Origin of the sequence: Paenarthrobacter sp. NPDC089675, assembly GCF_044749185.1 — a bacterium.
Taxonomy (GTDB): Bacteria; Actinomycetota; Actinomycetes; order Actinomycetales; family Micrococcaceae; genus Arthrobacter.
In genome coordinates this window covers 709,230-733,282 of the sequence record NZ_JBIVHM010000002.1, presented here as the reverse complement: position 1 = coordinate 733,282, position 24,053 = coordinate 709,230, and the positions used below count along the sequence as shown (strand labels likewise).

At 63.2% G+C, this 24,053-nt stretch carries 21 protein-coding genes; 14 read left to right on the top strand and 7 right to left on the bottom strand.

Translation table 11 applies throughout. The annotated features are described in order from the left end of the window. Nucleotides 1–110: 110 nt before the first annotated feature. Nucleotides 111–1,169 carry an ROK family glucokinase gene (locus ACIPY2_RS07400; protein WP_400265701.1) on the top strand — a complete coding sequence of 353 codons (1,059 nt, stop codon included), beginning with the start codon at nt 111–113 and terminating at the stop codon, nt 1,167–1,169. Between the two features lie 45 nt (nt 1,170–1,214). Here ACIPY2_RS07400 and ACIPY2_RS07395 read toward each other — a convergent pair whose 3' ends face one another. From ACIPY2_RS07395 to ACIPY2_RS07385, 3 genes are read right to left on the bottom strand one after another with little or no spacing between them, the layout of a single operon-like run. After that, a complete protein-coding gene (locus ACIPY2_RS07395; RefSeq protein ID WP_400265700.1) occupies nt 1,215–1,745 on the bottom strand; it encodes a hypothetical protein in 531 nt (176 codons plus the stop codon). After that, complete coding sequence (locus ACIPY2_RS07390; protein ID WP_400265699.1) at nt 1,732–2,535, bottom strand: alpha/beta hydrolase; 804 nt, start codon at nt 2,533–2,535, stop codon at nt 1,732–1,734. Before ACIPY2_RS07390 ends, ACIPY2_RS07395 begins: the two co-directional genes overlap by 14 nt. After that, nucleotides 2,532–3,320 (bottom strand): alpha/beta hydrolase, encoded by a 789-nt coding sequence (locus tag ACIPY2_RS07385; protein ID WP_400265698.1) that lies wholly within the window; start codon nt 3,318–3,320, stop codon nt 2,532–2,534. Before ACIPY2_RS07385 ends, ACIPY2_RS07390 begins: the two co-directional genes overlap by 4 nt. Before the next feature lie 107 nt (nt 3,321–3,427). Here ACIPY2_RS07385 and ACIPY2_RS07380 point away from each other — a divergent pair, with 107 nt between their 5' ends. Continuing rightward, nucleotides 3,428–4,201, top strand: coding sequence for a lysophospholipid acyltransferase family protein (locus ACIPY2_RS07380; RefSeq protein WP_400265697.1), 774 nt, complete (start codon nt 3,428–3,430; stop codon nt 4,199–4,201). Between the two features lie 141 nt (nt 4,202–4,342). Next, a complete protein-coding gene (locus ACIPY2_RS07375) occupies nt 4,343–5,746 on the top strand; it encodes a class II 3-deoxy-7-phosphoheptulonate synthase (protein ID WP_400265696.1) in 1,404 nt (467 codons plus the stop codon). A gap of 66 nt (nt 5,747–5,812) precedes the next feature. On the opposite strand, the gene pknB is transcribed toward ACIPY2_RS07375, so the two are convergent. Together pknB and ACIPY2_RS07365 are read right to left on the bottom strand one after the other, a co-directional pair. Then, the gene (gene pknB, locus ACIPY2_RS07370; RefSeq protein WP_400265695.1) at nt 5,813–7,861 is read right to left on the bottom strand and encodes a Stk1 family PASTA domain-containing Ser/Thr kinase; all 2,049 of its coding nucleotides are present in this window, start codon (nt 7,859–7,861) and stop codon (nt 5,813–5,815) included. Nucleotides 7,862–7,933: 72 nt separating this feature from the next. Continuing rightward, on the bottom strand, nt 7,934–9,280 hold the full coding sequence (locus tag ACIPY2_RS07365) for a LysM peptidoglycan-binding domain-containing protein (protein ID WP_400265694.1): 1,347 nt from the start codon (nt 9,278–9,280) through the stop codon (nt 7,934–7,936). A 295-nt stretch (nt 9,281–9,575) separates the two neighbouring features. Here ACIPY2_RS07365 and ACIPY2_RS07360 point away from each other — a divergent pair, with 295 nt between their 5' ends. After that, entirely contained in the window at nt 9,576–9,929 is a 354-nt protein-coding gene (locus tag ACIPY2_RS07360) for an Rv2175c family DNA-binding protein (protein ID WP_400265693.1), read from the top strand. A 50-nt stretch (nt 9,930–9,979) separates the two neighbouring features. Here ACIPY2_RS07360 and ACIPY2_RS07355 read toward each other — a convergent pair whose 3' ends face one another. Together ACIPY2_RS07355 and ACIPY2_RS07350 are read right to left on the bottom strand one after the other, a co-directional pair. Continuing rightward, the gene (locus ACIPY2_RS07355; RefSeq protein ID WP_400265692.1) at nt 9,980–11,074 is read right to left on the bottom strand and encodes a polyprenyl synthetase family protein; all 1,095 of its coding nucleotides are present in this window, start codon (nt 11,072–11,074) and stop codon (nt 9,980–9,982) included. Beyond that, nucleotides 11,071–11,643 (bottom strand): hypothetical protein, encoded by a 573-nt coding sequence (locus ACIPY2_RS07350; RefSeq protein WP_400265691.1) that lies wholly within the window; start codon nt 11,641–11,643, stop codon nt 11,071–11,073. The genes ACIPY2_RS07355 and ACIPY2_RS07350 overlap by 4 nt, the downstream gene beginning before the upstream one ends. A gap of 105 nt (nt 11,644–11,748) precedes the next feature. On the opposite strand from ACIPY2_RS07350, the gene dinB reads away from it, so the two are divergent. From dinB to murD, 10 genes are all read left to right on the top strand, one after another. Beyond that, nucleotides 11,749–12,981 carry a DNA polymerase IV gene (gene dinB, locus ACIPY2_RS07345; RefSeq protein ID WP_400265762.1) on the top strand — a complete coding sequence of 411 codons (1,233 nt, stop codon included), beginning with the start codon at nt 11,749–11,751 and terminating at the stop codon, nt 12,979–12,981. Between the two features lie 231 nt (nt 12,982–13,212). Next, nucleotides 13,213–13,581, top strand: a complete 369-nt coding sequence (locus ACIPY2_RS07340; RefSeq protein WP_400265690.1) for a DUF3040 domain-containing protein — start codon at nt 13,213–13,215, stop codon at nt 13,579–13,581. Between the two features lie 479 nt (nt 13,582–14,060). After that, nucleotides 14,061–14,492, top strand: coding sequence for a division/cell wall cluster transcriptional repressor MraZ (gene mraZ / locus ACIPY2_RS07335; protein WP_400265689.1), 432 nt, complete (start codon nt 14,061–14,063; stop codon nt 14,490–14,492). Nucleotides 14,493–14,656: 164 nt separating this feature from the next. Continuing rightward, nucleotides 14,657–15,655 (top strand): 16S rRNA (cytosine(1402)-N(4))-methyltransferase RsmH, encoded by a 999-nt coding sequence (gene rsmH, locus ACIPY2_RS07330; protein WP_400265688.1) that lies wholly within the window; start codon nt 14,657–14,659, stop codon nt 15,653–15,655. Further along, nucleotides 15,652–16,311, top strand: a complete 660-nt coding sequence (locus tag ACIPY2_RS07325; protein WP_400265687.1) for a hypothetical protein — start codon at nt 15,652–15,654, stop codon at nt 16,309–16,311. The genes rsmH and ACIPY2_RS07325 overlap by 4 nt, the downstream gene beginning before the upstream one ends. 42 nt (nt 16,312–16,353) lie before the next feature. After that, nucleotides 16,354–18,150 carry a peptidoglycan D,D-transpeptidase FtsI family protein gene (locus ACIPY2_RS07320; RefSeq protein WP_400265686.1) on the top strand — a complete coding sequence of 599 codons (1,797 nt, stop codon included), beginning with the start codon at nt 16,354–16,356 and terminating at the stop codon, nt 18,148–18,150. Between the two features lie 104 nt (nt 18,151–18,254). After that, a complete protein-coding gene (locus tag ACIPY2_RS07315) occupies nt 18,255–19,892 on the top strand; it encodes a UDP-N-acetylmuramoyl-L-alanyl-D-glutamate--2,6-diaminopimelate ligase (RefSeq protein ID WP_400265685.1) in 1,638 nt (545 codons plus the stop codon). Nucleotides 19,893–19,898: 6 nt separating this feature from the next. Beyond that, the gene (gene murF, locus ACIPY2_RS07310; RefSeq protein ID WP_400265684.1) at nt 19,899–21,389 is read left to right on the top strand and encodes a UDP-N-acetylmuramoyl-tripeptide--D-alanyl-D-alanine ligase; all 1,491 of its coding nucleotides are present in this window, start codon (nt 19,899–19,901) and stop codon (nt 21,387–21,389) included. Then, the gene (gene mraY, locus ACIPY2_RS07305; RefSeq protein ID WP_400265683.1) at nt 21,386–22,495 is read left to right on the top strand and encodes a phospho-N-acetylmuramoyl-pentapeptide-transferase; all 1,110 of its coding nucleotides are present in this window, start codon (nt 21,386–21,388) and stop codon (nt 22,493–22,495) included. The genes murF and mraY overlap by 4 nt, the downstream gene beginning before the upstream one ends. Further along, nucleotides 22,477–24,051 (top strand): UDP-N-acetylmuramoyl-L-alanine--D-glutamate ligase, encoded by a 1,575-nt coding sequence (murD, locus tag ACIPY2_RS07300; protein ID WP_400265682.1) that lies wholly within the window; start codon nt 22,477–22,479, stop codon nt 24,049–24,051. The genes mraY and murD overlap by 19 nt, the downstream gene beginning before the upstream one ends. Nucleotides 24,052–24,053: the final 2 nt, after the last annotated feature.

Here is a 24,053-nt window from a genome sequence, read left to right as displayed (position 1 = left end):
TTTCACCTACTGGCGAGTAACTTTACGGAGAAGGCCCCATTTGGAGCAACTTCATGCCATGAAGCGCAGCCGATGAAGGGCTGCGAGGGGCCGCGGAATAGGATTGTGGGATGCCACAGTTCCGGTCAAGCTCCCGTCCCTGGCTCCGGCCTCCCGCCGCTGCCTTAAGGGACGTCCCGTGGGCCGCCCGGAGGAGTCATCTGGGTCGGAGGGGCCTGGCCATCGGCATCGACATCGGCGGCACCAAGGTTGCCGCCGGCGTCGTCGATGCAGAAGGGCGCGTCCTCGCCGAGGCACGCAGGTCAACTCCGGGCTCCGATCCGCGCGCCGTAGAGCGCACCATCGTGGAGCTGGTTGACGAGTTGGGCCGTGACCACCGCATCGCTTCCGTGGGGATCGGTGCGGCCGGATGGATGGACCTCGACGGCGGGACCGTGCTGTTCAGCCCCCACCTCGCCTGGCGTAACGAGCCCCTCCGGGAAAGCCTCCAGAACCTGCTCAGGCGCCCGGTCCTGTTGACGAACGACGCCGATGCGGCCGCTTGGGCGGAGTGGCGGTTCGGTGCCGGACAGGGTGAAAGCCGGCTCGTCTGCATCACCCTGGGGACGGGGATCGGTGGGGCGATGGTCATGGATGGCCGGGTGGAACGCGGCCGCTATGGCGTCGCAGGTGAGTTCGGGCACCAGATCATCTTTCCCGGAGGCCACCGTTGTGAATGCGGAAACCGGGGATGCTGGGAGCAGTACGCCTCCGGGAACGCCCTTGGCAGGGAAGCCCGCCAACTGGTAAAAACCAACTCGCCCGAAGGCCGCGGGCTTCTGCGTAAGGCCGGCGGAACGGCGGACAGCATCACGGGAGCAGCAGTTACGGCCCTTGCCCTCGCGGGGGACGCCACTTCCAGGGAACTGATCGCCGATCAGGGCGAGTGGCTGGGACTCGGGCTGGCCAACCTGGCGGCCGCGCTGGACCCGGGAATGTTTGTCATTGGCGGTGGGTTGTGCGATGCCGGCGACCTGCTGGCCGACCCTGCACGGGAAACCTTCGCCAGGAACCTGACAGGCAGGGGCTTCCGGCCAATGGCGCGCATCGAGCTTGCCGCCCTCGGCCCCGCCGCCGGCATGATAGGTGCGGCCGATTTGTCACGCGTCAGCGGCAGGGCCCACAGCTGAACGTCCGGCGCCCGGCACTCATTGCCGCCTGACGCGAGGGGGTAACTAGATGCGGGCGCCGTCGTCGTCCTCGTTCTTTTCGCGGGGAAGACGCATGATGAGGTAGACCACCGAGGCGATAAAGGCGGCAACGATCCCCATGACTGCTGCCAGCGGAGCCGTCCGCCAGAACATCGCCGTGAACAGCAGGGCAAGCGGGCCTCCCACGGCGCCCAGCCAAGCCAGCATCGTCAGGGGTTCGGTTCCCGCCAGGCTCGGCGGGTCCTCGGGCACGAAGGCCCCGTCATCGTCGTCGTCCACCTCAAAGTCGCGGGGACCCGGCGTCCTGCCGTCCAATTCCTTTTCTGCAGGCGCGTTCCCTGCCACTGGATCAGTCGGGACCTGCAGGCCCAGCGGATCGAAGTCCGCGAAGACCCTTCCGGCCCCACTCGACACGGTGCCTGTGCTTTCGTCTTTGTCCTCGTCATCGACGAGGGATGACTGCGTAGCTTCCAGCCTGGCAACAAGATCGAGCCACACCGCGTCGTCATCATTGTTGGCGCTCTGGTCGGCGGAGTTTGGATCAGGCCTGTTCATCGGCTTTGTCCTTTTCCAGCGAAGGCCCGTTGCCGTCTCGCATCGCCAGCGTTTTCTGGATGAACTCCACAGTGCCGGCGAAGATCTCGGGAGCATCGTTGTCCAGGGTGGCAACGTGGTGGCTGTTGTGGAGGTAAGTGATGTCAACAGGGGCCTGAACCCTGGCCTGCAGGAATTTCAGGCTCGCGTTGGAGACCACGTTGTCAACCGTGGAACGGAATACCCGCACAGGAGCATCAATGCGTGGGAGCAGCGCTGCGGTGTCCTTGTACATCTTCTTCAATTGGTGGGCCGCTGCCACAGGTGTACGGGCGTAGGCGCCCTCGTCCTGATCGGGCTTGAGGATGTCGTTGGCGATCGCCGGAGTGCTCTTGACTACGTACTTCAGTGCTGCCACCACCAAGGCACGGGGATCATCCAGCACCATTCCCGGGTTAACCACGATCGTGCCGGCCACCGGGCGGGTGGCCGCGATGCGCAGTGCCAAGGTCCCGCCCATGGACAAGCCCGCGGCGAAGACGTAGTCGCACTCCGCGGCCAGTTCCAGGTATGCCTCGTCCACTGCCTGGTGCCACTCATGCCATGACCGGGTGGCCATGTCCTGCCACGTCGTCCCATGCCCGGGAAGCAGGGGAAGGCTGACGGCGAATCCGGACGCGGCAAGGTGCTCCGCCCAGGGCCGGACGCTGTGCGGGCTGCCCGTGAAGCCATGGGACATCACCACCCCGACGCGCGGACCCGAGCCGCTCCAGGGACTACGGAACGGTGAGAAATCGGGAAGCATTTTCATGATGACTCCGAGGCTACTCTGTCATCGGCATGCCGGCGGAAAAAACGGGCGGATTCCTCGAAAATCACTGGCGCGTCAACGTCCAGCGTCGCCACATGACCGCTTCCCGGAAGGGAGACCACCTTGAGTTTGGCCGGGTCAAGGTGCTTGGCGATGGTAGCCAGCGAAGTCGGCGGTATGACACCGTCAACCACGGACTTGAATACCAAGGCAGGCGCCTGGACCCGGGGGAGCGCCCGTGTTGCCTGTCCGAACAGCTTCTTCAATTCATGCACGGCCTTCAAGGGTGTCTTTGAATAATCTCCGTCCTCGGTGACTGTGGTTACTGGATTTTCCTCTTCGATGGGAGAGGTGGTCGGCATGACGTACTTCAAGGCAGCCACGTACTTGACGCGGCGGTCATAGAAGCTCAGTCCGGGGTTGACCAGGACAAGGCCGGGGACGGGGTGGAGTGCTGCCACGCGCAGGGCCACGGCGCCTCCCATCGACAAGCCGGCCACGAAGCATGTCTCTGTTTGCGCGGCGAGATCCAAATAACTTTGCTCGAACGTCCGGTACCAGTCCTGCCAGCGGGTGGTGGCAAGGTCGCGCCAGCTGGTTCCATGGCCCGGGAGCAACGGGACGGAAACCGCGAAGCCCTGTTCAGCCAGGAATTCGGCCCAGGGAAGGACGCTGAGCGGACTGCCCGTGAAGCCATGGCAGATGGCGACGCCCGTGGAGGCATTCTCTCCGTGGCCCGGGTAGTGGAAGGCAAGCGGGGCGGGAGCGTGGTTGCGTTCCGTCATGGCTCCATCGTGTCACTGTTCGGCAGATTTCTCACTGGAGTAGGGTTGCTGTTGAATCCCTGCCTTGCCGCCGGGAGTGCCAACCCATCGGCCGTGAGAGGACGAGCGTGTTCTATTGGGTCATGAAGAGGATCTTCCTGGGTCCTCTCGTCAAGCTCCTGTTCCGGCCTTGGGTCAAAGGACTGGACAACGTTCCAGACCATGGAGCCGCGATCCTTGCCTCCAACCATTTGTCTTTTTCCGACTCCATCTTCCTGCCCTTGATGGTCCACAGGCCCGTGATTTTCCTGGCGAAGTCTGAGTACTTCACTGGAAAAGGACTTAAGGGCCGGATGACGGCATTGTTCTTCCGATTGAGCAACCAGTTGCCAATGGACCGCTCAGGGGGCGCAGCGTCGGAGATGTCTTTGCAGGCCGGCAAGGACGTGCTGAATGCCGGTGGACTCCTTGGCATCTATCCCGAAGGAACCAGGAGCCCCGATGCGCGCCTCTACCGAGGCAAGGTGGGCGTTGCGAGGCTCGCCCTGCAAACGCGGGTGCCGGTGGTTCCGGTAGCCATGATTGGTACGGAGAAAGTGCAACCGATCGGGAAGAGGATGCCCAACATCCGCAGGATCGGGATTATCTTCGGGCAACCACTGGACTTCAGCCGATACTACGGAATGGAAGATGACCGCCTCATACAGCGAGCGGTGACGGACGAGATCATGCGTGAACTCATGAGGCTCTCCGGTCAGGAGTACGTCGATGAATACGCCGCCGTGGTCAAGGCAAGCCTGGCAGGGAAGGGGCCGGAACCTGTGAAGAAGGCCGAAGCAGCGGCGGAAGCCCCCGGCGACATAGCAGACGACAGGGACGAACCGGGACCCGCGGTTCGATAGGACCCGCGGCGCTGGGACCCATCCGCACGCACTGGAACCATCCGCTTGCACTGGGAACCATCAGGCGACACTGTGACGGATCGGGCAGGGTCAGTTACGGGCCCGATGTCCCAACCGCCGCGCGGGCACTACTCTTGTAGGGTGACTGAGCTTACCGCGAACACCGCACCATCTGTAGCAGATCCGCTTGCCAGCACCGCCCAGAGCGGAGCCGCCAACTATCCCGGACTCGACGCCTGGCGTGACCTGCCCATCTCCCAGCAGCCTTCATGGGCGGATGCCGAGGTCTTCGAGGCGTCCGTCAAGGAACTTTCCGTCGTCCCGCCGCTGGTGTTTGCCGGTGAAGTGGATGTTCTGCGGGAGCGCCTGGCGGCCGCAGCGCAGGGCAAGGCTTTCCTGCTTCAGGGCGGCGACTGTGCAGAAACCTTTGAGGCTGCCACGGCCGACAAGATCAGTGCCCGCGTGAAGACCATTCTTCAGATGGCCGTGGTCCTTACCTACGGTGCAGCAATGCCCGTCATCAAGATGGGCCGCATGGCGGGCCAGTTCGCCAAGCCGCGCTCCTCCAACGACGAGACGCGTGACGGTGTCACGCTCCCGGCCTACCGCGGCGATATCGTCAATGGTTACGACTTCACCCCGGAGTCCCGCGCACACGACGCCGGCCGGATGCTGCAGGCTTACCGCACGTCCGCCTCCACCCTCAACCTGATCCGTGCCTTCACACAGGGCGGCTTCGCGGATCTGCGCCTCGTCCACCAGTGGAACAAGGGCTTCACGGAGAACCCCGCCCACGCCCGCTATGAATCCCTTGCCAGGGACATCGACCGCGCCATCAAGTTCATGGACTCCTGTGGCGCCGACTTCGAGGCACTGAAGCGAGTCGAGTTCTTCGCCAGCCACGAGGCCCTGCTGCTCGACTACGAGCGGGCCCTTACCCGCATCGACTCCCGCACCGGCCTGCCCTACGACACCTCGGCGCATTTCCTGTGGATCGGCGAACGGACCCGCGAGCTCGACCACGCGCATGTGGACTTCCTGTCCCGCGTCCGGAACCCCATCGGCGTCAAGCTTGGCCCGACCACCAGCGGCGACGATGCCTTGCGCCTCATCGACAAGCTGGACCCGAACCGCGAACCGGGTCGACTGACGTTCATCACCCGCATGGGTGCGAAGAACATCCGCGAAAAGCTGCCCGCCGTCGTCGAGCGCGTCACTGCATCCGGCGCCCAGGTCCTGTGGGTGACGGACCCCATGCACGGCAACACCGTCACCTCGCCGAACGGCTACAAGACCCGCAACTTCGACGACGTGATCGACGAGGTACGCGGCTTCTTCGAGGTACACCACTCCCTGGGTACAGTTCCCGGCGGCCTGCACGTCGAGATGACCGGCGACGACGTGGCCGAGTGCCTCGGTGGCGCCGACCCCATCGACCAGGACGCCTTCCTGGACCGCTACGAGTCAGTCTGCGACCCCCGCCTGAACCACATGCAGTCCCTGGAGATGGCGTTCCTTGTGGCGGGAGCCCTTTCCAAGCGCTAGGCCAAAGACACACAAAAGAGGCGCGGCCGGAATATCCGGGCCGCGCCTCTTTTTCGTGATTCCGACTTAAACGACGGTTAAGGTGACGAGGGATCCCTCGGGGACCTCGGTGTTGACCGGATTCTGGTCACGGACGGTCCCGAAGAAGCCGCCAAGGATTTCGTTGACCTTTACGTCGAATCCGAGATCCTCCAATTGCTTGCGCGCGTCCCTGGCCTGCTTGCCGATGAAGTTAGGCACTTTGACCATTTTCGGGCCCTTGGAAACCGTCAAAGTCACGGCGTCGCCCTTGACCAGGTTGCCGTTGGCTGGCGATTGCGACACGATGGAGCCCTTTGGCACGGTCTTGTCGTTGACTGTTTCCGGGGCGATGACTGCTTTGAGTCCGGCGTCTTGCAGGGCCTTGACTGCGGCATCCTGGGTCTGGCCGCGAACATCCGGCACGGGAATGGGCTGCGGTCCCTTGGAAACCACCAGCGCTACCGGAGTCCCGTGCCGCACCTCGGTGCCTTTGGCTGGGTCCTGCGAAATCACGACGCCGGCGGGAACCTTGTCGTCGAAGGCCTGGGTGACGTTTCCAAGGGCCATTTGGGCCGCGTTCAGGGCGTTCTTTGCGTCGTCCAGGGTTCCGCCAGCAAGACCTGGAAGTGCGAAGAGTTCGGCCCCTTTCGAAACGAAAAGCGTGATGGGCTGGAACTTCCGCACCTGTGACCCTGATTCAGGTTTGGTGCCCACCGCGAAACCAGACTGGATGTCGTCGTCGAAGACGTCCTGGGGTTCGGATTGGAAACCAGCGGTCCGCAAGAGCTGTTGGGCTTCGGCGACCGTCTTGTTCTTGACGTCCGGAACCGTCCCGGGAGAACCCGGGCCCATGCCAAAGAACCATCCGGCCGAACCGGCAAGGATGGCGATTACCAGGATCACGATGGCCCAGATGACACCTCGCCTCCGGGGATTGCCTTCGCTTAGGGGCCGGGTAGGCGTGGCGGCAGCGCGGGCACGATCCTTCGCGTCCTGCCGTTCGATGCGTTTCAGCTCGCGTTTGCCCGGTTGGCGGAGATCTTCGTCCACTCCGGGCACCACCATCCGTGTTTGCCCAGGTCCCGCGTTTGAGGCTGCCATGACCGTGGTGGGGTTGCTCTGCCGGGAGATGAACTCGGTGGGGGAGACGGCGGAGGGGATGGCTTCCGTGGCCTGCCCTCCGGAACCTTCGACTCCCGGTGCCGGGAAGGCACCATGGACAGAGCCTTCAGCCCGGTGATCCAACTGCTCGTCGCTGAGGGTCCTTCGCACGTGCCTGAGCTCGCTCAGGAAGGCTGTTCCGTCCACAGGCCGGTTTTCCGCGTCGACGGAGGTGGACCACTGGACCAGTTCGTCCAGGTCCTGGGCAAGGCCCGGTACCACTGCGGATGGGTGCCCTACTGCTGAGTTGACGTGTTGGTAGGCGACCTGGATGGGGGACTCGCCGGAGTAGGGCTGCTGCCCGGTGAGCATCTCATAAAGCATGATCCCGGCGGCGTAGATGTCGCTGCGGGCGTCGGCGGCCTTCCCCAGGACCAATTCGGGCGCAAGGTAGGCGACGGTTCCAATCAGCGCACCTGTGCTGGTGGTCGCGGTGACGGCACGGGCCAGTCCGAAGTCGCCCACCTTGATCCGGCCGTCGTCGGCAATCAGCACATTCTCGGGCTTGATGTCACGGTGGATAAGGCCCGATCGATGGGCGGCGGCGAGGCCCTCGACCACCGGATCGATCAAAGCCAGCGCCAAACGCGGCGGGAGGGCGCCCTGTTCGTTCAGTACATCGCGGAGCGTATGGCCTTTGACGTACTCCATCACAAGGTACGCGATATGGCCGTCCTCGCCTTGGTCAAGGACACCCACCACATGGGGGTGGGAAAGACTTGCTGCGGCCTTGGCTTCGCGGCTCAACCGCTCCAGGAAGGTCTGGTCGTTAGCCAGGTGGGGGTGCAGGACTTTCAGGGCCACGTCGCGTTCCAGCCGTTTGTCCGTCGCCAGATAGACCGTGGACATCCCGCCCTTCGCGAGGCGTGAGCGCACCTGGTAGCGCCCGTCCACAGTTGTGCCGATCAGGTGGTCCTGCTGAGGTTCTTGCACCTTACGATCCTAATCGAGGCGAGGAAAAGGCCCGAACTCCTGCGGAATCCGGGCCTTTCTCAAGCACATGGCTTAGCTGAACGTACGTTGCCGTGCCTTGATCGATTCGACGTACCTCTTGGTGTCGTCGTACATGCCATATTTGCTCACCGAGTACTGGCCCTGGTAGTAGCCGGCAATGGCTGTGTCCAGATCCTTGCTGGTCGCGACGAGCGCGCGGATGATGGCCACGCCTGCCGTGGCGTTGTCGTACGGGTCAAGCAGGTTCAATTTGCGTCCCACAAGGTCTGATGCCCACTGGCCCGACGACGGGATGACCTGCATGGTGCCGATTGCATTGGCCGGCGAAACAGCGCGCTGGTCGAATCCGGACTCCTGCTCGGCAAAGGCCAATGCCAGGGAAGGGCTGACGCCCAGGCGGCGGGCAGTATCGGCAACTATGGTCTTCATCTCGGCCCGGCTTGGCACGGGGGAGGCGTTCAAAAGCGCTTTGTTCTCATTGGCCGAATTGACCACCGCAGGCGGGTACGTAAATCCAAGGAACGAGCTTGGCACCAACGGGGTGGTGCCGGAAGCCGGCTGCAGGCTGGAAGAACCCGGCACGGTCAGCTTTTGGCCCGGGTAGATCACGGTTGTGGCGGTCACGTTGTTCGCGCTCATCAGCGCGGACAAGGAGACGCCCAGGCGCGAAGCGATGGCACTGAGCGTGTCCCCGGCCTTGATGGTGTAGGAACCGCCACTGACAGGCTGCGCTGGGGCAGCCGGTGCTGGTGCGGTCGGTGCCGCCGGAGCCTGTGCGGTGCTCCCGCCGCTGACCTTGATTTTCTGGCCGGGGTAAATGATCGAGCTGCCGTTGAGGTTGTTCCAGCTGAAGATGCTGGAGAGGGGGACACCGTGCTTCGCGGCAATTCCGCTGAGGGTATCTCCCGGTACCACGGTGTAGGTGGTGGCGTTGGTGGTTGCTGCGGGCGCAGGGGCAGGGGCCGGCGCGGCCTCAGGTGCCTTGGGTGCCGTGCCCGTGAGCTTGATGGTTTGGCCGGGAAAGATCAGCGTTGTGGCCGAGAGGTTGTTCAGCCGCAGGACATCGTTGGTGTCCAGGTTGAAACGGCGCGCGATCGCACTGATGGTGTCACCGCGCACGATCTTGTAGGTATCCGGCACCGAGGGCGCCAGCGGGCGCAGGCCCGCAGGGATCGTGGAAGCAACGGCCTGGGCGGGAATGACATTGCCCGTTTGAGCGGCCTGGGCCTTGATGGCGGCGGCGAGTGTTGCCGGGATTTTCCGCGGTTGGGGTGTCGGAGCCGCCGTGGCCGGTTGGGCCAAGGCAAGCGAGGACAAGACCACGGCGGGAAGCGCAGCCGTGGTTGCCGCGATAACCGGCATGCTCATGGTTCGTTTCGTCGAGCGGGGCGTGGTCATGGATTGTTGTCCTCATCTCGGCAGCGGGCAGGTCGGGGAGTTTCCGCTGTTACCAGTGTTACTGATGTTAACAATGTTGCATTTGTTATCAATGTTGCAAGTGTGATCAGTGTGAATCTCTCACACTTATTGCGTCCGCACAACAATTCCTGTCGCCGCATGAAAGCGGAGATGAATTGCCGACGCTCCCGGGACGATCGGGAAATTGCCCTGAAGCCACAGATTCACCCGGCTAACCAACCTCCCTGGGCAGTACAGCTAGGCGCGGGATGGGCAGCCATGGCAACCTTGATCCGTGAGTAATGTAGAAACCCTTGTTTCCGACTGGTTGCCTTTGCCCGATGTTGCCGAAATCCTGGATGTCAGCATCACCAAAGTGCACGGATTGCTGGACGAGCGCGCGCTCGTCGCGCTCAAACGGGGGGAACGGAATATCCGGTCGATCCCCGCACTGTTCATCCAGGATGGGCATGTCGTAGACAGCCTGAAGGGGACCATCGCGGTGCTCGGCGATGCCGGTTACAGCGACGAAGAACTGATCGTTTGGCTGTTCACGCCCGATGAGTCTTTGGGCGGCCGGCCTATCGATGCCCTGCGTGAGGGCCGAAAGACGGAAATCCGCCGCAGGGCCCAGTCCCTCGCCTGGTAAATCCCGGCTTGGCCAAGGACGACGGCGGCGCTATGCCGCCGTCGTCGTTTCTATGCGGCCCTGCTGACTGCAGCCTCTGCCAGTCGACGCAGGGCGGCCAGGGGCAATTCATCCAGCGGCAGCCGATCCAGGGCCGAGAAAGCCGTATCGCTGAGTTCTGCAATGAGCGACTCTGTGGCGTCCAAAGCGCCGCATTCGACAATAATGTGACGGATCCGGTCAACTTCTTCCGAGCTCAGGTTTTGCCTTCCGAGCATTCGATCCACGTATGCCGCTTCCTCTGCGGGCGCCAGATTGATCGCAAAACCGACAAGGACGGTGCGTTTGCCTTCGCGGAGGTCGTCCCCTGCAGGTTTTCCCGTGGTCTCCGGGTCGCCAAAAACGCCAAGGACGTCATCGCGCATTTGGAACGCTTCGCCCAGTGGCAAGGAAAAGGCGGAGTACAGCCTAAGGAGGTCCGTGGAGGCCCCCGCCAGTGCTCCGCCCAATGCCAGCGGATGCTCCATGGAGTACTTCGCCGACTTGTAGCGGATGATCGCCTTTGCCCGCTCAACCGAACCCATACGGTCCCGGACAGGGCCTGCCACTTCCTCGAGGATGTCCAGGTATTGTCCGGCCATGACCTCTGCCCTCATGAGGTTGAAAATGCGGCGGGCCTCGGTCCCGGATGCCGCCGGTGGTCCGATCTCCGTGAAGGACTCCTCGCTGAAGGAGAGGCAAAGGTCTCCGGTTAGGATTGCCGCGGCGTGTCCGAAGCGCTCATTATCAAGGGCCCAGCCATTGGCTTGGTGCAATTGGCTGAAGCGCTTATGGACGCTGGGGCCACCCCGACGGGTATCCGAGCGATCAATGATGTCGTCGTGGATCAAAGCGGCCGCCTGGAAAAGCTCCAGGGCGCAACCAGCCGTCAGTATCCCGGAGTCATCGGCATTGCCGCCGACGCCCCTCCAGCCCCAGTAACACATCAGGGCTCGCAGCCTCTTGCCACCTGTCACCAGGCTCGAAATGGAACCCAGAAGCGGTGCGACGTCCGGCGACACCGTGTCCATGATGACTCGCTGGTCCGACAAGAACGATTCCAACCTCCGGGAAACGCCGGAGATGAAGCTGGACTGTTCGGACTCAAGTTGCTGAGCTGGGTTCACTTGACGGACCCGGCCGCCACGTTTGCGCCGATGGTGAAGGTGGAGACACCCTCCTTTTGGCGCACGGACAGGTTCACGGTCTCGCCCTCGCCACGGATGAAGTCGATCGACGTGACGTTGCCGACGGCTTCCGGTCCCGGAACAATCTTGAACCCCTGGGCTTCAAGGGACGCCTTGTAGTAGTCCACGACTCCCTCCGGCGGGGCCTTCACGGTTCCGACCAAGGCAACTGTGGCGGGGGAGGCGCTTTTGTCGAAGCTGCTTGAGCGCACGGAAGACTTGGGCATGACTGGAATGAGCTGCTGTGGGAACCCCTCCACCAGCGCGCCTACGGTTGCCGTTGCATTGGGAACTGCCGAAGCGGGGGTGTCCGTTGCCCCGGAGCTGCTCGGCGTTGCGGAACCGGACGCCGAGGAAGTTGCCGGCGTCGTGCTTGACGACGTGCCGGAGGAGGACGTCGAAGCGGAGTCCGGAGCGCCAGGGCCGGCCGTGCAGGCCGATGCAGCAACGGCGACGGTCACGGCGAGCAGGGCAAGCCCTCGCGTTTGGGGAGATCCAGGGAACTTCACAGGGGTATCCTTCCGTGGGCTGACGCCGGGGCTGAGCCTCCAGTTTAGTCAGTGGCCGGGCATAGTATTGCCGTTGTGAGGCAGGATGCATCGGACGGCAGCCCAATGGGCGGCACGGAACCGACCCGCAGAACCGAAGAGGTCCTGCGGGACATGCGGCGAACCAGCATCCTGCACGTGGACATGGACGCCTTTTTTGTATCCGTGGAATTGCGCAGTCGCCCTGAGTTGCGGGGCAAGCCGGTTATTGTCGGTTTCCCGGCAGAACGTTCCGTGGTCCTTTCCGCTTCTTACGAGGCCCGGGCTACCGGGGTCAAGTCGGCGATGCCCATGGCCATCGCAATGCGGATGTGTCCGGCGGCCATCGTCATCAACCCCCGGCATAAGCTGTACTACGAGGTATCGGAACAGATCATGGAGATCTTTTCCTCGATCACGGACCTCGTTGAACCCCTCAGCGTGGATGAGGCGTTCCTCGATGTCGGGGGAGCCATCAGGCGGCTGGGGTCCCCCCTCGAGATAGGCCAGTTGGTCCGTCGCCGGGTTCAGTCCGAGCTGGGAATCACCGCTTCCGTTGGGATCGCCGGTACGAAGTTTGTTGCCAAAATCGCCTCTACGCGTTGCAAGCCCGATGGCATCCTGCAGATCAACGCAGAGGATACCGTTCCTTACCTGCACAGCCTGCCGGTCAATGCCTTGTGGGGTGTAGGCGGTAAAACCGCGGAGGCCTTGGCCCGGCTGGGAATCCGCACAGTGGCGGATGTGGCGTCCACCCCGGTGGCCACGCTCAGGAGAATCCTGGGGGCCGGAGGCGAGCACGTCCACCGTCTGTCCATGGGTGTCGATCCACGTCCGGTGACTCCCACGAGGCTGGAAAAGAGCATCGGCGCGGAAGAAACCTTTGCCATGGACACAGCCGACGACGCATTGCTTAACAGGGAGCTGCTGAGGTTGTCGCACCGGACCGCCGCCCGCCTCCGGAGTTCCGGACTGCTGTCCCGGACTATTGCCCTCAAACTCCGCTACTCGGATTTCTCCACAGTGAGCCGCAGCCGCACTTTGCAAACGCCCGTGGACAGTGCGCAATTGATTTACCAAGTGGCAGTCCAACTGATGGAGTCCTTGGGGGCCAGGCCAATGAGCGTCAGGCTCGTAGGCGTCAGGCTGGAGCAGCTGGAGCCTGCCGCCCGGACATCCATGCAGTTGAGCCTGGACCGCCGTGATGAGAACTGGCGGGCCGCGGAGCAGGCGCTGGACCGGGTTGCCGAGCGCTTCGGATCGAAGACGCTGCTTCCCGCCCGGCTCCTGGAACCGGGCAAGTCGCAGGAATCGCCGTAGCACCCCGTTTGCGCGCCTTTGGGCCGTCTTTCAGAACGGCGCTGGACAAACTATCCTAATTAGTACAGATATTTAGATCGTCTGGACGGCTTTTACCTGAGCTTTTTGCTCCCGCGGAACCTGCCAAAGTCGGTAGCCATTCCCGGGAACGAAGCAAAGGACCTGTTCGTTCTGGTAACAGACGGAAAGGCCGTAGTTCGTCCGGACGCTGGCTGACTTAAGGAGGTCGCGATGCCCCTCTCGGAGCACGAACAGAAGCTGTTGGAGCAACTCGAGAAGCAGCTTCACGAGGACGATCCAAAGTTTGCCAACACCATGGGCTCGGATCCCATCCGCAGTTGGTCGACGCGGCACGTCATTATCGGTGTGCTGGGCGCCATAGCGGGCGTCCTGCTGTTGCTCGTGGGCGTGTCCATGCAACAGATTTTTGTGGGTGTCCTTGGTTTTGTGGTCATGGGTGCCGGCGTCTACTTCGCCACGCTCCGTGGAGCCGCGTTCGGTAAGACTCGCAAAGGCAGGCCCGGCCGGACCAAGTCCAAGAGCTCCTTCATGAGCAATCTCGAGGAGCGTTGGGACGAGCGGCGCAGGGACGATAGCTGAACACGCCCCACCCGGTTGCTCCGGCTGCCAGGTTTGGAGTGCACCAGAAATAATTCATGAGTTCCGGCGTCCCCGGGACTGAGACTCCGAGTCATCGCGAAACAAAAGGCCCGCCTGCGGGCCTTTTGCGTTTTAAGGCCCGACGCCGCACTCCACATCGCCCCACAGCGTGAGCCCCTCCACTTTGCACCACGTGCGCTGACCTGACCTGTCGCCCGGCCTCGATTCGGCCATCTGCCGCTGGCCCGCGCCCCTGACGTCGGACAGCTGCCGCCACCCCGTGCCCTTGCCTGGCGGCGTGCTCCACTTCGCACCACCCGGCCCCTTCCCCGTGATTCCGGTGCTTTTCAAACTAAAAGTGGTGGAGAAACGCCGTCCTGTGCGTTGACTGTGGTGCTTTGTGGAGTAAAGTGGAGCGCATAAGAGGGTAATGGCAGAGCTGGATAGTGCGGGCACCTTGATTGAGGGGCGGTGGGCCGGTGTTTCTAGGCACCCATTCACCGCGCCTTGATGAGAAGGGACGCATCATCCTCCCCGCCAAGTTCCGCGAGGAGCTTGCCGAGGGGCTGGTTCTCACGAGGGGCCAGGAGCGCTGCATTTACGTCTTCAGCCAGAAAGAATTCGAACGCATTCACGAGTCGATGCGGGAGGCGCCGTTGTCCTCCAAGCAAGCGCGTGACTACATCCGGGTCTTCCTGTCTGGAGCCTCTGACGAGGTACCTGACAAGCAGGGGCGCGTGACCATTCCGCCGGCGCTCCGGGCTTACGCGGGCCTCGGCAGGGAACTGGCAGTCATCGGTGCCGGGACCAGGGCCGAGATCTGGGACGCCGAAGCTTGGAATGAGTACCTCGCCGAGAAAGAAGCCGCGTTCTCGGAAACCGACGATGACAACCTTCCCGGGTTTTTCTAACCGGACCAAGGAGCGGTACCCCGTTCTTGGATGGGATCTCCAGCCGCCCGTTTGACTGCTTTCCTGGCTCAACTTCCCCGGAGCCAGGCCGGCGGAAAGATAGGCGCGGATGGGGATCCGGTCCAAGAAAAGCAAGCAAGGCGATTGAGGAAAGAGGAGGCAGCGTGGAGGAGCAAGACGCGGCAAAGCCGACATCGGAACGCCACGTGCCCGTCCTTAAAGACCGCTGCATCAACCTTCTTGCTCCCGGCTTCGACGCCGCCCGCCAGCGTGGCGAGACTCCAGTGGTAATTGATGCGACCCTCGGAATGGGCGGCCACTCCGAAGCCATGCTGCAGCGCTTTCCGGATCTCCACCTCGTGGGTATTGATCGCGATGAGGAGGCCTTGGCCTTGGCGGGCGCCCGGCTGGAGCCCTTCGCCGCACGCACGGACCTCGTCCACGCGGTCTACGACGAGATCGAGGATGTCCTCGCGGACCTCGGTATCGCGGAGGTCAACGGCATCCTGATGGACCTCGGAGTTTCGTCCCTTCAGTTGGATGAACGTGAACGCGGATTTGCCTACTCCTACGACGCCCCGCTGGACATGCGGATGGACACGAGTCGGGGTCAGACGGCAGCAGATGTAGTAAACAACTACAGCGAAGAAGAACTCGTCCGGATTATCCGCAAATGGGGCGAGGAGAAGTTCGCCGGCCGGATTGCCAACAGGATTGTCAGTGCCCGGGCCCGGAAGCCGTTCGCCACCACGGGGGAGCTCGTGGAGCAGATCCGCGAAGTGGTTCCCGCGGCTGCGGCAAAGAGCGGCGGACACCCGGCCAAGCGCACATTCCAGGCGCTAAGGATCGAGGTCAATGAGGAACTCGATGTTCTGGAGCGGGCCGTTCCTGCGGCGGTGGCATCCACGGCCCTCGGCGGCAGGGTAGTTGTCATGTCTTACCACTCCCTGGAAGACAAGATCGTCAAATCGGTCTTCCAAGCCGGTTCCAAGTCCTCTGCTCCCTTGGGCTTCCCGGTTGAACTTGAAGAACACAAACCCGAACTGAAGACGCTGACCAAGGGCACAGAGGTTCCCACAGCGGAAGAAATCGCCGAAAACCCACGCGCGGCGTCTGCCCGGTTGCGGGCCGTGGAGCGCATCAAGCCAAGGAGAGTCGTATGAGCACCGCCGCAGCGAAGACAATGCCCTCTGTGGTGGGAAACACTGCGCGCGCCTTGCCCGCACCGGTCGGAAAGCCCGACGCCGGACGGAAGGCGCGTACGCCGCTGTCCGTTGTGCGGAGCGCACCGGGCAAGCGGCGTACTCCGGTGGTGGTGCTGTGCCTCGTTGCCCTTGCTGCCGCGCTTCTGACCGTTCTTGTGCTGAACATCTCGGTGTCCACAGCACAGTACCGGCTGGTGCAGTTGAAGGCTGAAGCTGCCACTCTGACCAAGGAAAACCAGGATCTGACACAGAAGAAGCAAAACTTCGAGGCTCCACAGAATCTGGCAGCCAAGGCCGCAGAATTGGGAATGGTACAGTCCACGGTCAAGGGCCAGATAGATGTGAACACCATGACAGTAACCGGCAAGGCGACTCCCGCAGTCAAAGGGGACAACCCGGGCGCCCTCATTGCTCCGCCAGCCATAGCCGGGCAGCTTTCCGTTGTTCCGTCTGCAACCACCAAGGACCCGCTGGAAAACCAGAAGCCTTCAGGCTCCGCTGCACCTGCAGCCACGCCGGCCCAGCCTGCCGCTCCTGCGGCCCAGCCAACACCGCCGGCAGAACTCCATGGCGGTTCGGTCCCGGCCCCCCAGCAGAAGAACCCAGGGCAGTAGCCCGCCAGTCCACTGAACCAAGGCCAGCAGCAAGGAATCATCGTGGCGCAGATCCCCGGCAAATCGAAAAAGACGAAGGTGCCGGCGGCCAGGAAGCGCCTCCGGGTTGGCCTGGGCATCATGCTGACCTTGCTGCTGGTTGTGGGTGGCAAGCTTTTCATGGTCCAGGGCCTGGATATGGGCGGTATGGCGGAGGCCGCCCTCGCCAACAGGCTGACTCCTCAGGTCCTCCCGGCCGAGCGTGGTCGGATTGTGGATGCCAATGGCAACGTCCTGGCCAGCAGCGTCATCCGTTACAACATCGTGGTGGACCAGGTACTCAACACGGCAACCTCGGAGTTCAAGCGCTACAACCAGCAGACCGAGGCCGTGGAAACCGTCTCCCGTGACCAAGGCATCGCCGAACTGGCTTCGCTGCTGGGCGCTGACGCCGCCAAGGTCCGCGAATCGCTGACCGGCGACAAGAAGTACGCCGTGGTTGCGAAGGACATCAAACCCGAGCTTGAGGACCGGATCACCAAGCTCAGGATCCCGGGAGTGGCCGCGGAAGGCGTCAGCAAGCGTGTCTACCCCAACGGCAGCGTAGCCGGCGGGGTGGTGGGTTTCCTCCAGGACGGCACGACTGGGCAGGCCGGCATCGAGCAGACCCAGGACCAGATCCTGCGAGGCACCGAAGGTAAGCGTGTTTTTGAAATCGGGGCCGATGGCCTGCGAATCCCTGTCGCCACGGACGAACTGACGCCGGCCGTGGATGGCAGCGACGTCAAGCTCACCATCAACACCGATATTCAGTACTTCGCCCAGCAGGCCATCCAGAGCCAGGTCAACAAGCTCAGCGCCGAGTGGGGCGTCATAGTGGTCATGGACACCAAGACCGGCAACCTGGTGGCCCTGGCGGACACCAACGCCCCCGATCCCAACGATCCCGGCAAGGTGGACGCCAAGGATCGCGGCGTACGGGCGGTTACAGCGGCCTATGAGCCGGGCTCTGTCGAGAAGATGATCACTGCCGCCGCGGTCATCGAGGAGGGCAAGTCCAACCCGCTGGACCACTTCACCATCCCGCCGTCCTACACCATTGACGGCCAGACCTTCACTGACGCTTTTGAGCACGGAACCGAGGAACGCACCCTGGCCGGGATCCTGGGATGGTCCATGAACACGGGTACGGTGATGGCCGGTAGCAGGTTGAGCAAGGATCAGCGGTACGAGTACCTCAAGAAGTTCGGCATCGGCGAGCAGACCGATATTGGTCTTCCTGCGGAGGCGACGGGTATCTTGGCTAAGCCTGACCAGTGGGATGAGCGGCAGCAATATACCGTGCTGTTCGGACAGGGTGTGTCGCAATCCACGCTGCAAACGGTCCGCGCCTACCAGAGCATCGCCAACAACGGCGTGATGCTCCAACCGCGCCTTATCGACAGCTACATTTCCCCCGAGGGAGTGGAACAGAAGGTGCCGGCCAAGGACTCCCGCCAGGTGGTTTCCAAGGAAACGGCGCAACAGGTCCGGGACATTCTTGAAAGCGCCGTCACTGAAGGCCAGATCAAGGATGCCGCCATTGCCGGCTACCGTGTGGGCGCCAAGACCGGAACCTCGCAGGCTCCGCGTGAGGACGGTTTGCCCGGCTTCGATGGTTACACCGCCTCAATGGTGGGTATGGCTCCCATGGACGACCCGAGGTTCATTGTGGAAGTGGTACTGCAGCGCCCCAAAGGCAGCATCTACGGCATCACCAATGGTCCGGTCTTCCGTTCCGTCATGTCACAGGTGCTCCGCACCTACAACGTCCCGCCGTCCACCGGGACTGCCGCGCATTTGCCGCAGTTCGTCAAGTAAGCTTCTTGGGCGTCTGTTTCGGCCCAGGGATTCGATCCACCACGACCGGCAGGGCGCCGCTGGCCCCCAGCCGGTCGTTCCAATGAGCACCAATGGAGAACCACGTGTCAGAGCACAATGAGGCAGCTTCCCACGCCACAACGTCGAACGCCGGTGGCTCGGGCTTTCGCCCGGAATCGGTAGCCGCGGTGCCGTTGGCGGCGATTGCCGGTGAACTTGGCGTCGCCGTGCCCGAAGAAGTAGAGGGCGGGGGAGTTACCGGCATCTCGCTGAACTCCCGGGCCGTTGAGCCCGGCGATATCTACGTTGCGCTCCCGGGCGCCTCGCGGCACGGAGCCGACTTCGTTACCCAGGCCGTCGAGGCGGGAGCGGTCGCCGTGGTGACGGACGACGCCGGTGCGCGCCAGCTCGCGCTGTACGGTGAGCAGCCTGTTCCCGTACTGGTCGTGGAGGAGCCGCGGACCGTCGTCGGACGCTTGGCGGCCCTCATCTACCGCAGCCAGCCCGAAGAGGGGGGCCACCCCACCCTGTTCGGTGTCACGGGCACGAACGGCAAGACCACCACCACCTACTTCATCAACTCCCTGCTCCGTGCGTTGGGCAAGACGCCGGGCCTCATCGGAACCATCGAAATCCTCGCCGGCGGCGATCCCATTCCCAGCCTCCTCACCACGCCCGAGTCCACCGAGGTCCACGGACTGCTGGCGCTGATGCGGGAGAAGGGCCTTGAAGCCGCGTCCATGGAAGTTTCTTCCCACGCGATCTCCTACCACCGCGTGGACGGTGTCATGTTCGATGTCGCGGGCTTCACCAACCTCACGCAGGACCATCTGGACCTGCACGGGAGCATGGAGGAGTACTTCAACACCAAGGCCGAGCTCTTTACCTCCGGTCACGCGCGCCAAGCCGTGGTAACGGTCGACGACGGCTGGGGCCGTCAGCTCGCGGGCCGTGCAGGCATTCCGGTCACCACCCTGGCGGTCACCTCGGATGATTTCGACGCCGATTGGCGGGTGGTTTCAACTGCAGCCCGGGGGCTTGGAACGGAGGTTGAATTGGGCCACCGCGACGGCCGCGTGCTGCGGGTGCACACGGGGCTTCCCGGCGACTTCAACGTGGCGAACGCGGCGCTGGCCGCCGCAATGGTTGCTGCCTCGGGCGTTGACCACCAAACGCTGCAGCAAGCCTTGGACCAGCACGACCCGTTCACTGTTGCGGTGCCTGGCCGAATGCAGCTGGTTTCCACCTCGCCGGCGTCGGTGGTCGACTTTGCCCACAACCCGGATGCGCTGGCCCGCGCGTTGAAGGCGGTGCGGTCCCCGGAAGAGGGTTCACGGGTCATCGTGGTGTTTGGCGCAACCGGTCAACGGGACCAAGGAAAACGTCCCACGATGGGCGCCATTGCCGCCCGACTGGCCGATGTGGTGATCGTCAGCGACGACGATCCGCACGACGAGGATGCAGCCGCCATCCGCGCGGAGGTGCTGGCCGGCGCCCGTGCTGCGGTTGAGAAAGAGGGTTTGAGCAGCACCATCATCGAGTCGTACCCGCGCGACGAGGCCATCAGGCTGGCGGTGCAGACGGCCACCGCGAAGGACACCATCCTGGTGGCAGGCCGCGGGCACGAGGTCTGGCAGGAGGTCAAGGGTGTGAACCTGGCCCTCGACGACAGGGTGGAGCTCCGGAGCGCCTTGACATCCAGGGGATTCAGCGTTTCACCGGACCAGCGGATAGAGTCCTGAACCGAGATGATTGCATTTACTGCGGCGGAGATCGCCGACATCACCCATGGCCGATTGACAGGAAACCGGGACGTCGTGCCCGGTTCCGTAGTCACCGATTCACGGGAGGCAACAGCCGGTTCGCTGTATGTTGCAAAGCCCGGTGAACACGCGGACGGCCACGACTTCGTCCACGCAGCTTTTGAACGGGGCGCCGTCCTGGCCTTGACCGAACGCGAAGTCGCCGACAACGACGGCAGGCCTTATCCCGCCGTCGTTGTTGAAGACGCCGTCATCGCCATGGGTGCCTTGGCCGCGGAAGCCGTTCGCCGCATCCGGGCCGCCCGCACCCAACGAGGCGAAGACTTCACGGTTATCGGCATCACGGGCTCCGCCGGCAAGACAACCACCAAGGATCTCCTGGCCGGCATCCTTTCGCAGGCAGGCCCTACTGTTGCCCCCCAGGGCTCCTACAACGGAGAGGTGGGTGTTCCGCTGACGGTCTTTTCCGCGACGGAAGACACCCGTTACCTGGTCATCGAGATGGGTGCCACCGGTGTTGGCCACATCAAGTACCTCGCGGACATGGTCAAGCCTGACATCGGCGTGGTCCTGGTAGTAGGTACGGCGCATTCGGGCGAATTCGGCGGCGTCGAGAACATCGCCAAGGCCAAGGGGGAAATGGTTGAGGCCTTGGGGGAGGATGGCACCGCTGTCCTCAACCTTGACGACGGCCGCGTGGCCGCCATGCGTTCCCGGACGAAGGCGCACATCCTGGGGTTCACCGCGTCCCCGTCCACCAACGAGGAAGTCGAAGCACGCAACGTTGTGGTCAACCCGCAGGGGCACCCGACGTTCGAGCTGGTGCTGCCCGACGGCGGTCCCGCCGTCGAGGTGCACAGCAAGCTGATCGGCGGACACCACGTGACGAACCTGCTGGCGGCCGCCTCGGCGGCATTCGCCGCAGGTGTTCCGGCGGCGGACATCGCCGCTTCCCTCAGCTCCCAGACCGCGGCGAGCCGCTGGCGCATGGAGCGCACAGAGCGTCCCGACGGCGTCACCATTATCAACGATGCCTACAACGCCAATCCTGAATCCATGCGGGCTGCCTTGCGGACGCTTGCCGACCTTGGCCAGGGCCGCCGCACCTGGGCTGTCCTGGGCGCGATGCTCGAGCTGGGTGAGGACTCCATCCGGGAGCACACGGCCGTGGGTACCCAGGTGGTCAGGCTCAACATCTCGCGACTCGTAGTGGTGGGCCGGGAGGCCCGGGCGCTTTACGTTTCGGCCATCCAGGAAGGTTCCTGGGGAGACGAGTGTTCCTTCACCGAAACCGTGGAAGAGGCGTACGAACTCCTGCAGCGGGAATTGCGACCGGGTGACCTGGTCCTCTTCAAGTCCTCCAATGGCGTGGGGCTGCGGCACCTGGGCGATCGGATAGCATTACCCCCACGGGTCGAGCCCACCGGGGACAGCGCGGCAACTGACGCCGCAAGCGAAGGGAACGAGCTGCTGTGATTGCACTATTGATCGGCGCAGGCGTCGCCCTGTTGGTGGCCCTTATCGGGACGCCACTCTTCATCCGGTTCCTGGTGGCCAAACGCTACGGTCAGTTCATCCGTGACGACGGGCCGACCTCGCACCACACCAAACGGGGTACTCCCACTATGGGCGGTACGGTCGTGGTCGCTGCTGTCCTGGTTGCCTACTTCGTGACCCACCTGATCATGTGGATGATGAATCCCCGGTCTCCCGGTCCCACTGCTTCCGGACTCCTCCTGCTTTTCCTCATGGTGGGCATGGGCTTCGTCGGCTTCCTTGACGATTACATCAAGATCTCCAACAAACGCAGCCTTGGCCTGAATGCCCGGGCCAAGCTGATCCTGCAGGCAGCCGTTGGCATCATCTTTGCCATCCTTGTGCTGCAGTTCCCCAACGAGGACGGACTCCGTCCGGCCTCCACCCAGATTTCCCTGGTCCGCGACATTCCATGGCTTGACCTTGCCTTTGCCGGCACAGTGGTTGGCGCGATCCTCTTCATCATCTGGTCCAACCTCATCATCACGGCGGCAACCAATGGCGTGAACCTCACCGACGGCCTGGATGGCCTCGCGGCAGGTGCCTCGATCATGGTCTTCGGCGCGTACACCATCATGGGCATTTGGCAGAACAACCAGGCGTGCGGTTCACCCAGGGAGGCCGGAAGCGGCTGCTACCAAGTGCGTGACCCTATGGACCTTGCACTGCTCGCTGCCATCCTCAGCGCGGCCCTGGTCGGGTTCCTTTGGTGGAACACCTCTCCGGCGAAGATCTTCATGGGCGACACCGGTTCGCTCGCCATTGGTGGAGCGGTGGCAGCTTTCGCCATCCTGTCCCGCACCGAACTTCTCCTGGCGTTCATTGGCGGCCTCTTCGTACTGATCACGCTCTCGGTCATTATCCAGGTGGGCTTCTTCAAGCTCACCGGTGGTAAACGGGTCTTCAAGATGGCTCCGCTCCAGCACCACTTCGAGCTCAAGGGTTGGGCCGAAGTCACGGTTGTTGTCCGCTTCTGGATCCTTGCCGGTTTGTTCGTGGCCGCCGGCCTGGGAATTTTCTACGCTGAATGGGTGGTGCTGCTGTGAACGGGACCGTTGAACCGACTGCGGCCGATCGGCTCGCCGGCCTCACTAGCTGGGACGCCAATTGGAGCGGTCTCCGTGTTGTGGTGACGGGCATCGGAGTCTCCGGCTTCGCTGCCGCGGACACGCTGATCGAACTCGGTGCAAAGGTGGTGGTGGTTGACGCCGCTACCTCGGCCAAGGCCGTCGCGCAGGCCGACACCCTCAAGATCGTGGGTGCGGTAGACGTCCTCCTCGGCGAGGAAGCCGTGAACGCCTTGCCGCTCATCGAAGGTGAGAAACCTGAACTGGTGGTGACATCACCAGGGTGGCGTCCGGACCAAGCGTTGCTGGCTGCGGCCAAACGCAAGCACATCCCCGTCTGGGGCGATGTTGAACTGGCATGGCGGTTGAGGGTGCGCGAGGGCCGGAAGACCGCCGACTGGCTCGCGATCACAGGAACCAATGGCAAGACCACCACCGTGGGAATGACCGAATCCATGCTCCAGGCGGCCGGGCTCAAGGCCATCGCGGTGGGCAATGTGGGAACCCCAATCCTGGATGCCCTCCGCGATCCCGTGGAGTACGACGCGTTCGCAGTGGAACTCTCCAGCTTCCAGCTGCACTGGAGCCATTCGTTGTCTCCTGTTGCCAGCGTTTGCCTGAACGTGGCAGAAGACCACGTGGACTGGCATGGCTCCTATGCGTCCTATCTTGCCGACAAGGCGAAGGTCTACGAGAACACGCAGAAGGCCGCCATCTACAACGCAGAGCAAATCGAGACCGAGCGCATGGTCGAAAATGCCGACGTCATCGAGGGGTGCCGCGCAATCGGCTTCACGACCACAACCCCCGCCATCAGCATGGTGGGTGTTGTTGAGGGACTCCTGGTGGATCGAGCGTTCATTGCCGGGCGCAAGGACTCTGCCGCTGAGCTGGCTTCCATGTCCGACCTGGGTCCTGTGGCCCCGCGCCACATGGTGGCTAACGCCTTGGCTGCTGCGGCTTTGGTCCGCGCTTACGGCGTCGAGCCCGCAGCCGTCAAGCAGGGACTGTTGAATTTCCTTCCGGGTGCCCACCGGATCCAACTCGTTGCCAAGCACAACGACGTTTTGTGGATCAACGACTCCAAGGCCACAAACCCGCACGCAGCGTCTGCGGCATTGTCCGCTTTCACCAACGTTGTGTGGATTGCGGGCGGTCTTTCCAAAGGGGTCAACTATGACCAGCTCGTCAAGGAACAGGCTCCCAGGCTAAAGGCAGTAGTGCTTATCGGCACGGACACCGAAGCCCTTGAAGCCGCGCTCCAGCGACACGCGCCCGATGTCCCCGTGATCTTCCAGCCCAAGGGTGACACTGAAAGGGTGGAAACCGCAGCCGGTTCGCCGATTTTTGGCGAGACCATCATGGCCCAGGCCGTGGCTTCGGCGGCCGGTGTTGCCGGACCCGGCGATACCGTCCTTATGGCTCCGGCAGCAGCCTCCATGGATCAGTTCTCTTCCTACGCTCACCGTGGCGACGCTTTCATCCAGGCAGTCCGCGAGCTCGTGGAAGGGCAGGCACAGACCACCGAGGAGTAGCA

Excerpts from the sequence above, each read along its gene's own strand:
- murF (WP_400265684.1), top strand. The coding sequence starts at position 19,899 with ATGATTGCATTTACTGCGGCGGAGATCGCCGACATCACCCATGGCCGA.
- murD (WP_400265682.1), top strand. The coding sequence starts at position 22,477 with ATGGGTGGTGCTGCTGTGAACGGGACCGTTGAACCGACTGCGGCCGAT.
- ACIPY2_RS07340 (WP_400265690.1), top strand. The coding sequence starts at position 13,213 with ATGCCCCTCTCGGAGCACGAACAGAAGCTGTTGGAGCAACTCGAGAAG.
- ACIPY2_RS07365 (WP_400265694.1), bottom strand. The coding sequence starts at position 9,280 with ATGACCACGCCCCGCTCGACGAAACGAACCATGAGCATGCCGGTTATC.
- ACIPY2_RS07395 (WP_400265700.1), bottom strand. The coding sequence starts at position 1,745 with ATGAACAGGCCTGATCCAAACTCCGCCGACCAGAGCGCCAACAATGAT.
- ACIPY2_RS07325 (WP_400265687.1), top strand. The coding sequence starts at position 15,652 with ATGAGCACCGCCGCAGCGAAGACAATGCCCTCTGTGGTGGGAAACACT.
- dinB (WP_400265762.1), top strand. The coding sequence starts at position 11,749 with ATGGGCGGCACGGAACCGACCCGCAGAACCGAAGAGGTCCTGCGGGAC.
- ACIPY2_RS07385 (WP_400265698.1), bottom strand. The coding sequence starts at position 3,320 with ATGACGGAACGCAACCACGCTCCCGCCCCGCTTGCCTTCCACTACCCG.
- ACIPY2_RS07390 (WP_400265699.1), bottom strand. The coding sequence starts at position 2,535 with ATGAAAATGCTTCCCGATTTCTCACCGTTCCGTAGTCCCTGGAGCGGC.
- ACIPY2_RS07400 (WP_400265701.1), top strand. The coding sequence starts at position 111 with ATGCCACAGTTCCGGTCAAGCTCCCGTCCCTGGCTCCGGCCTCCCGCC.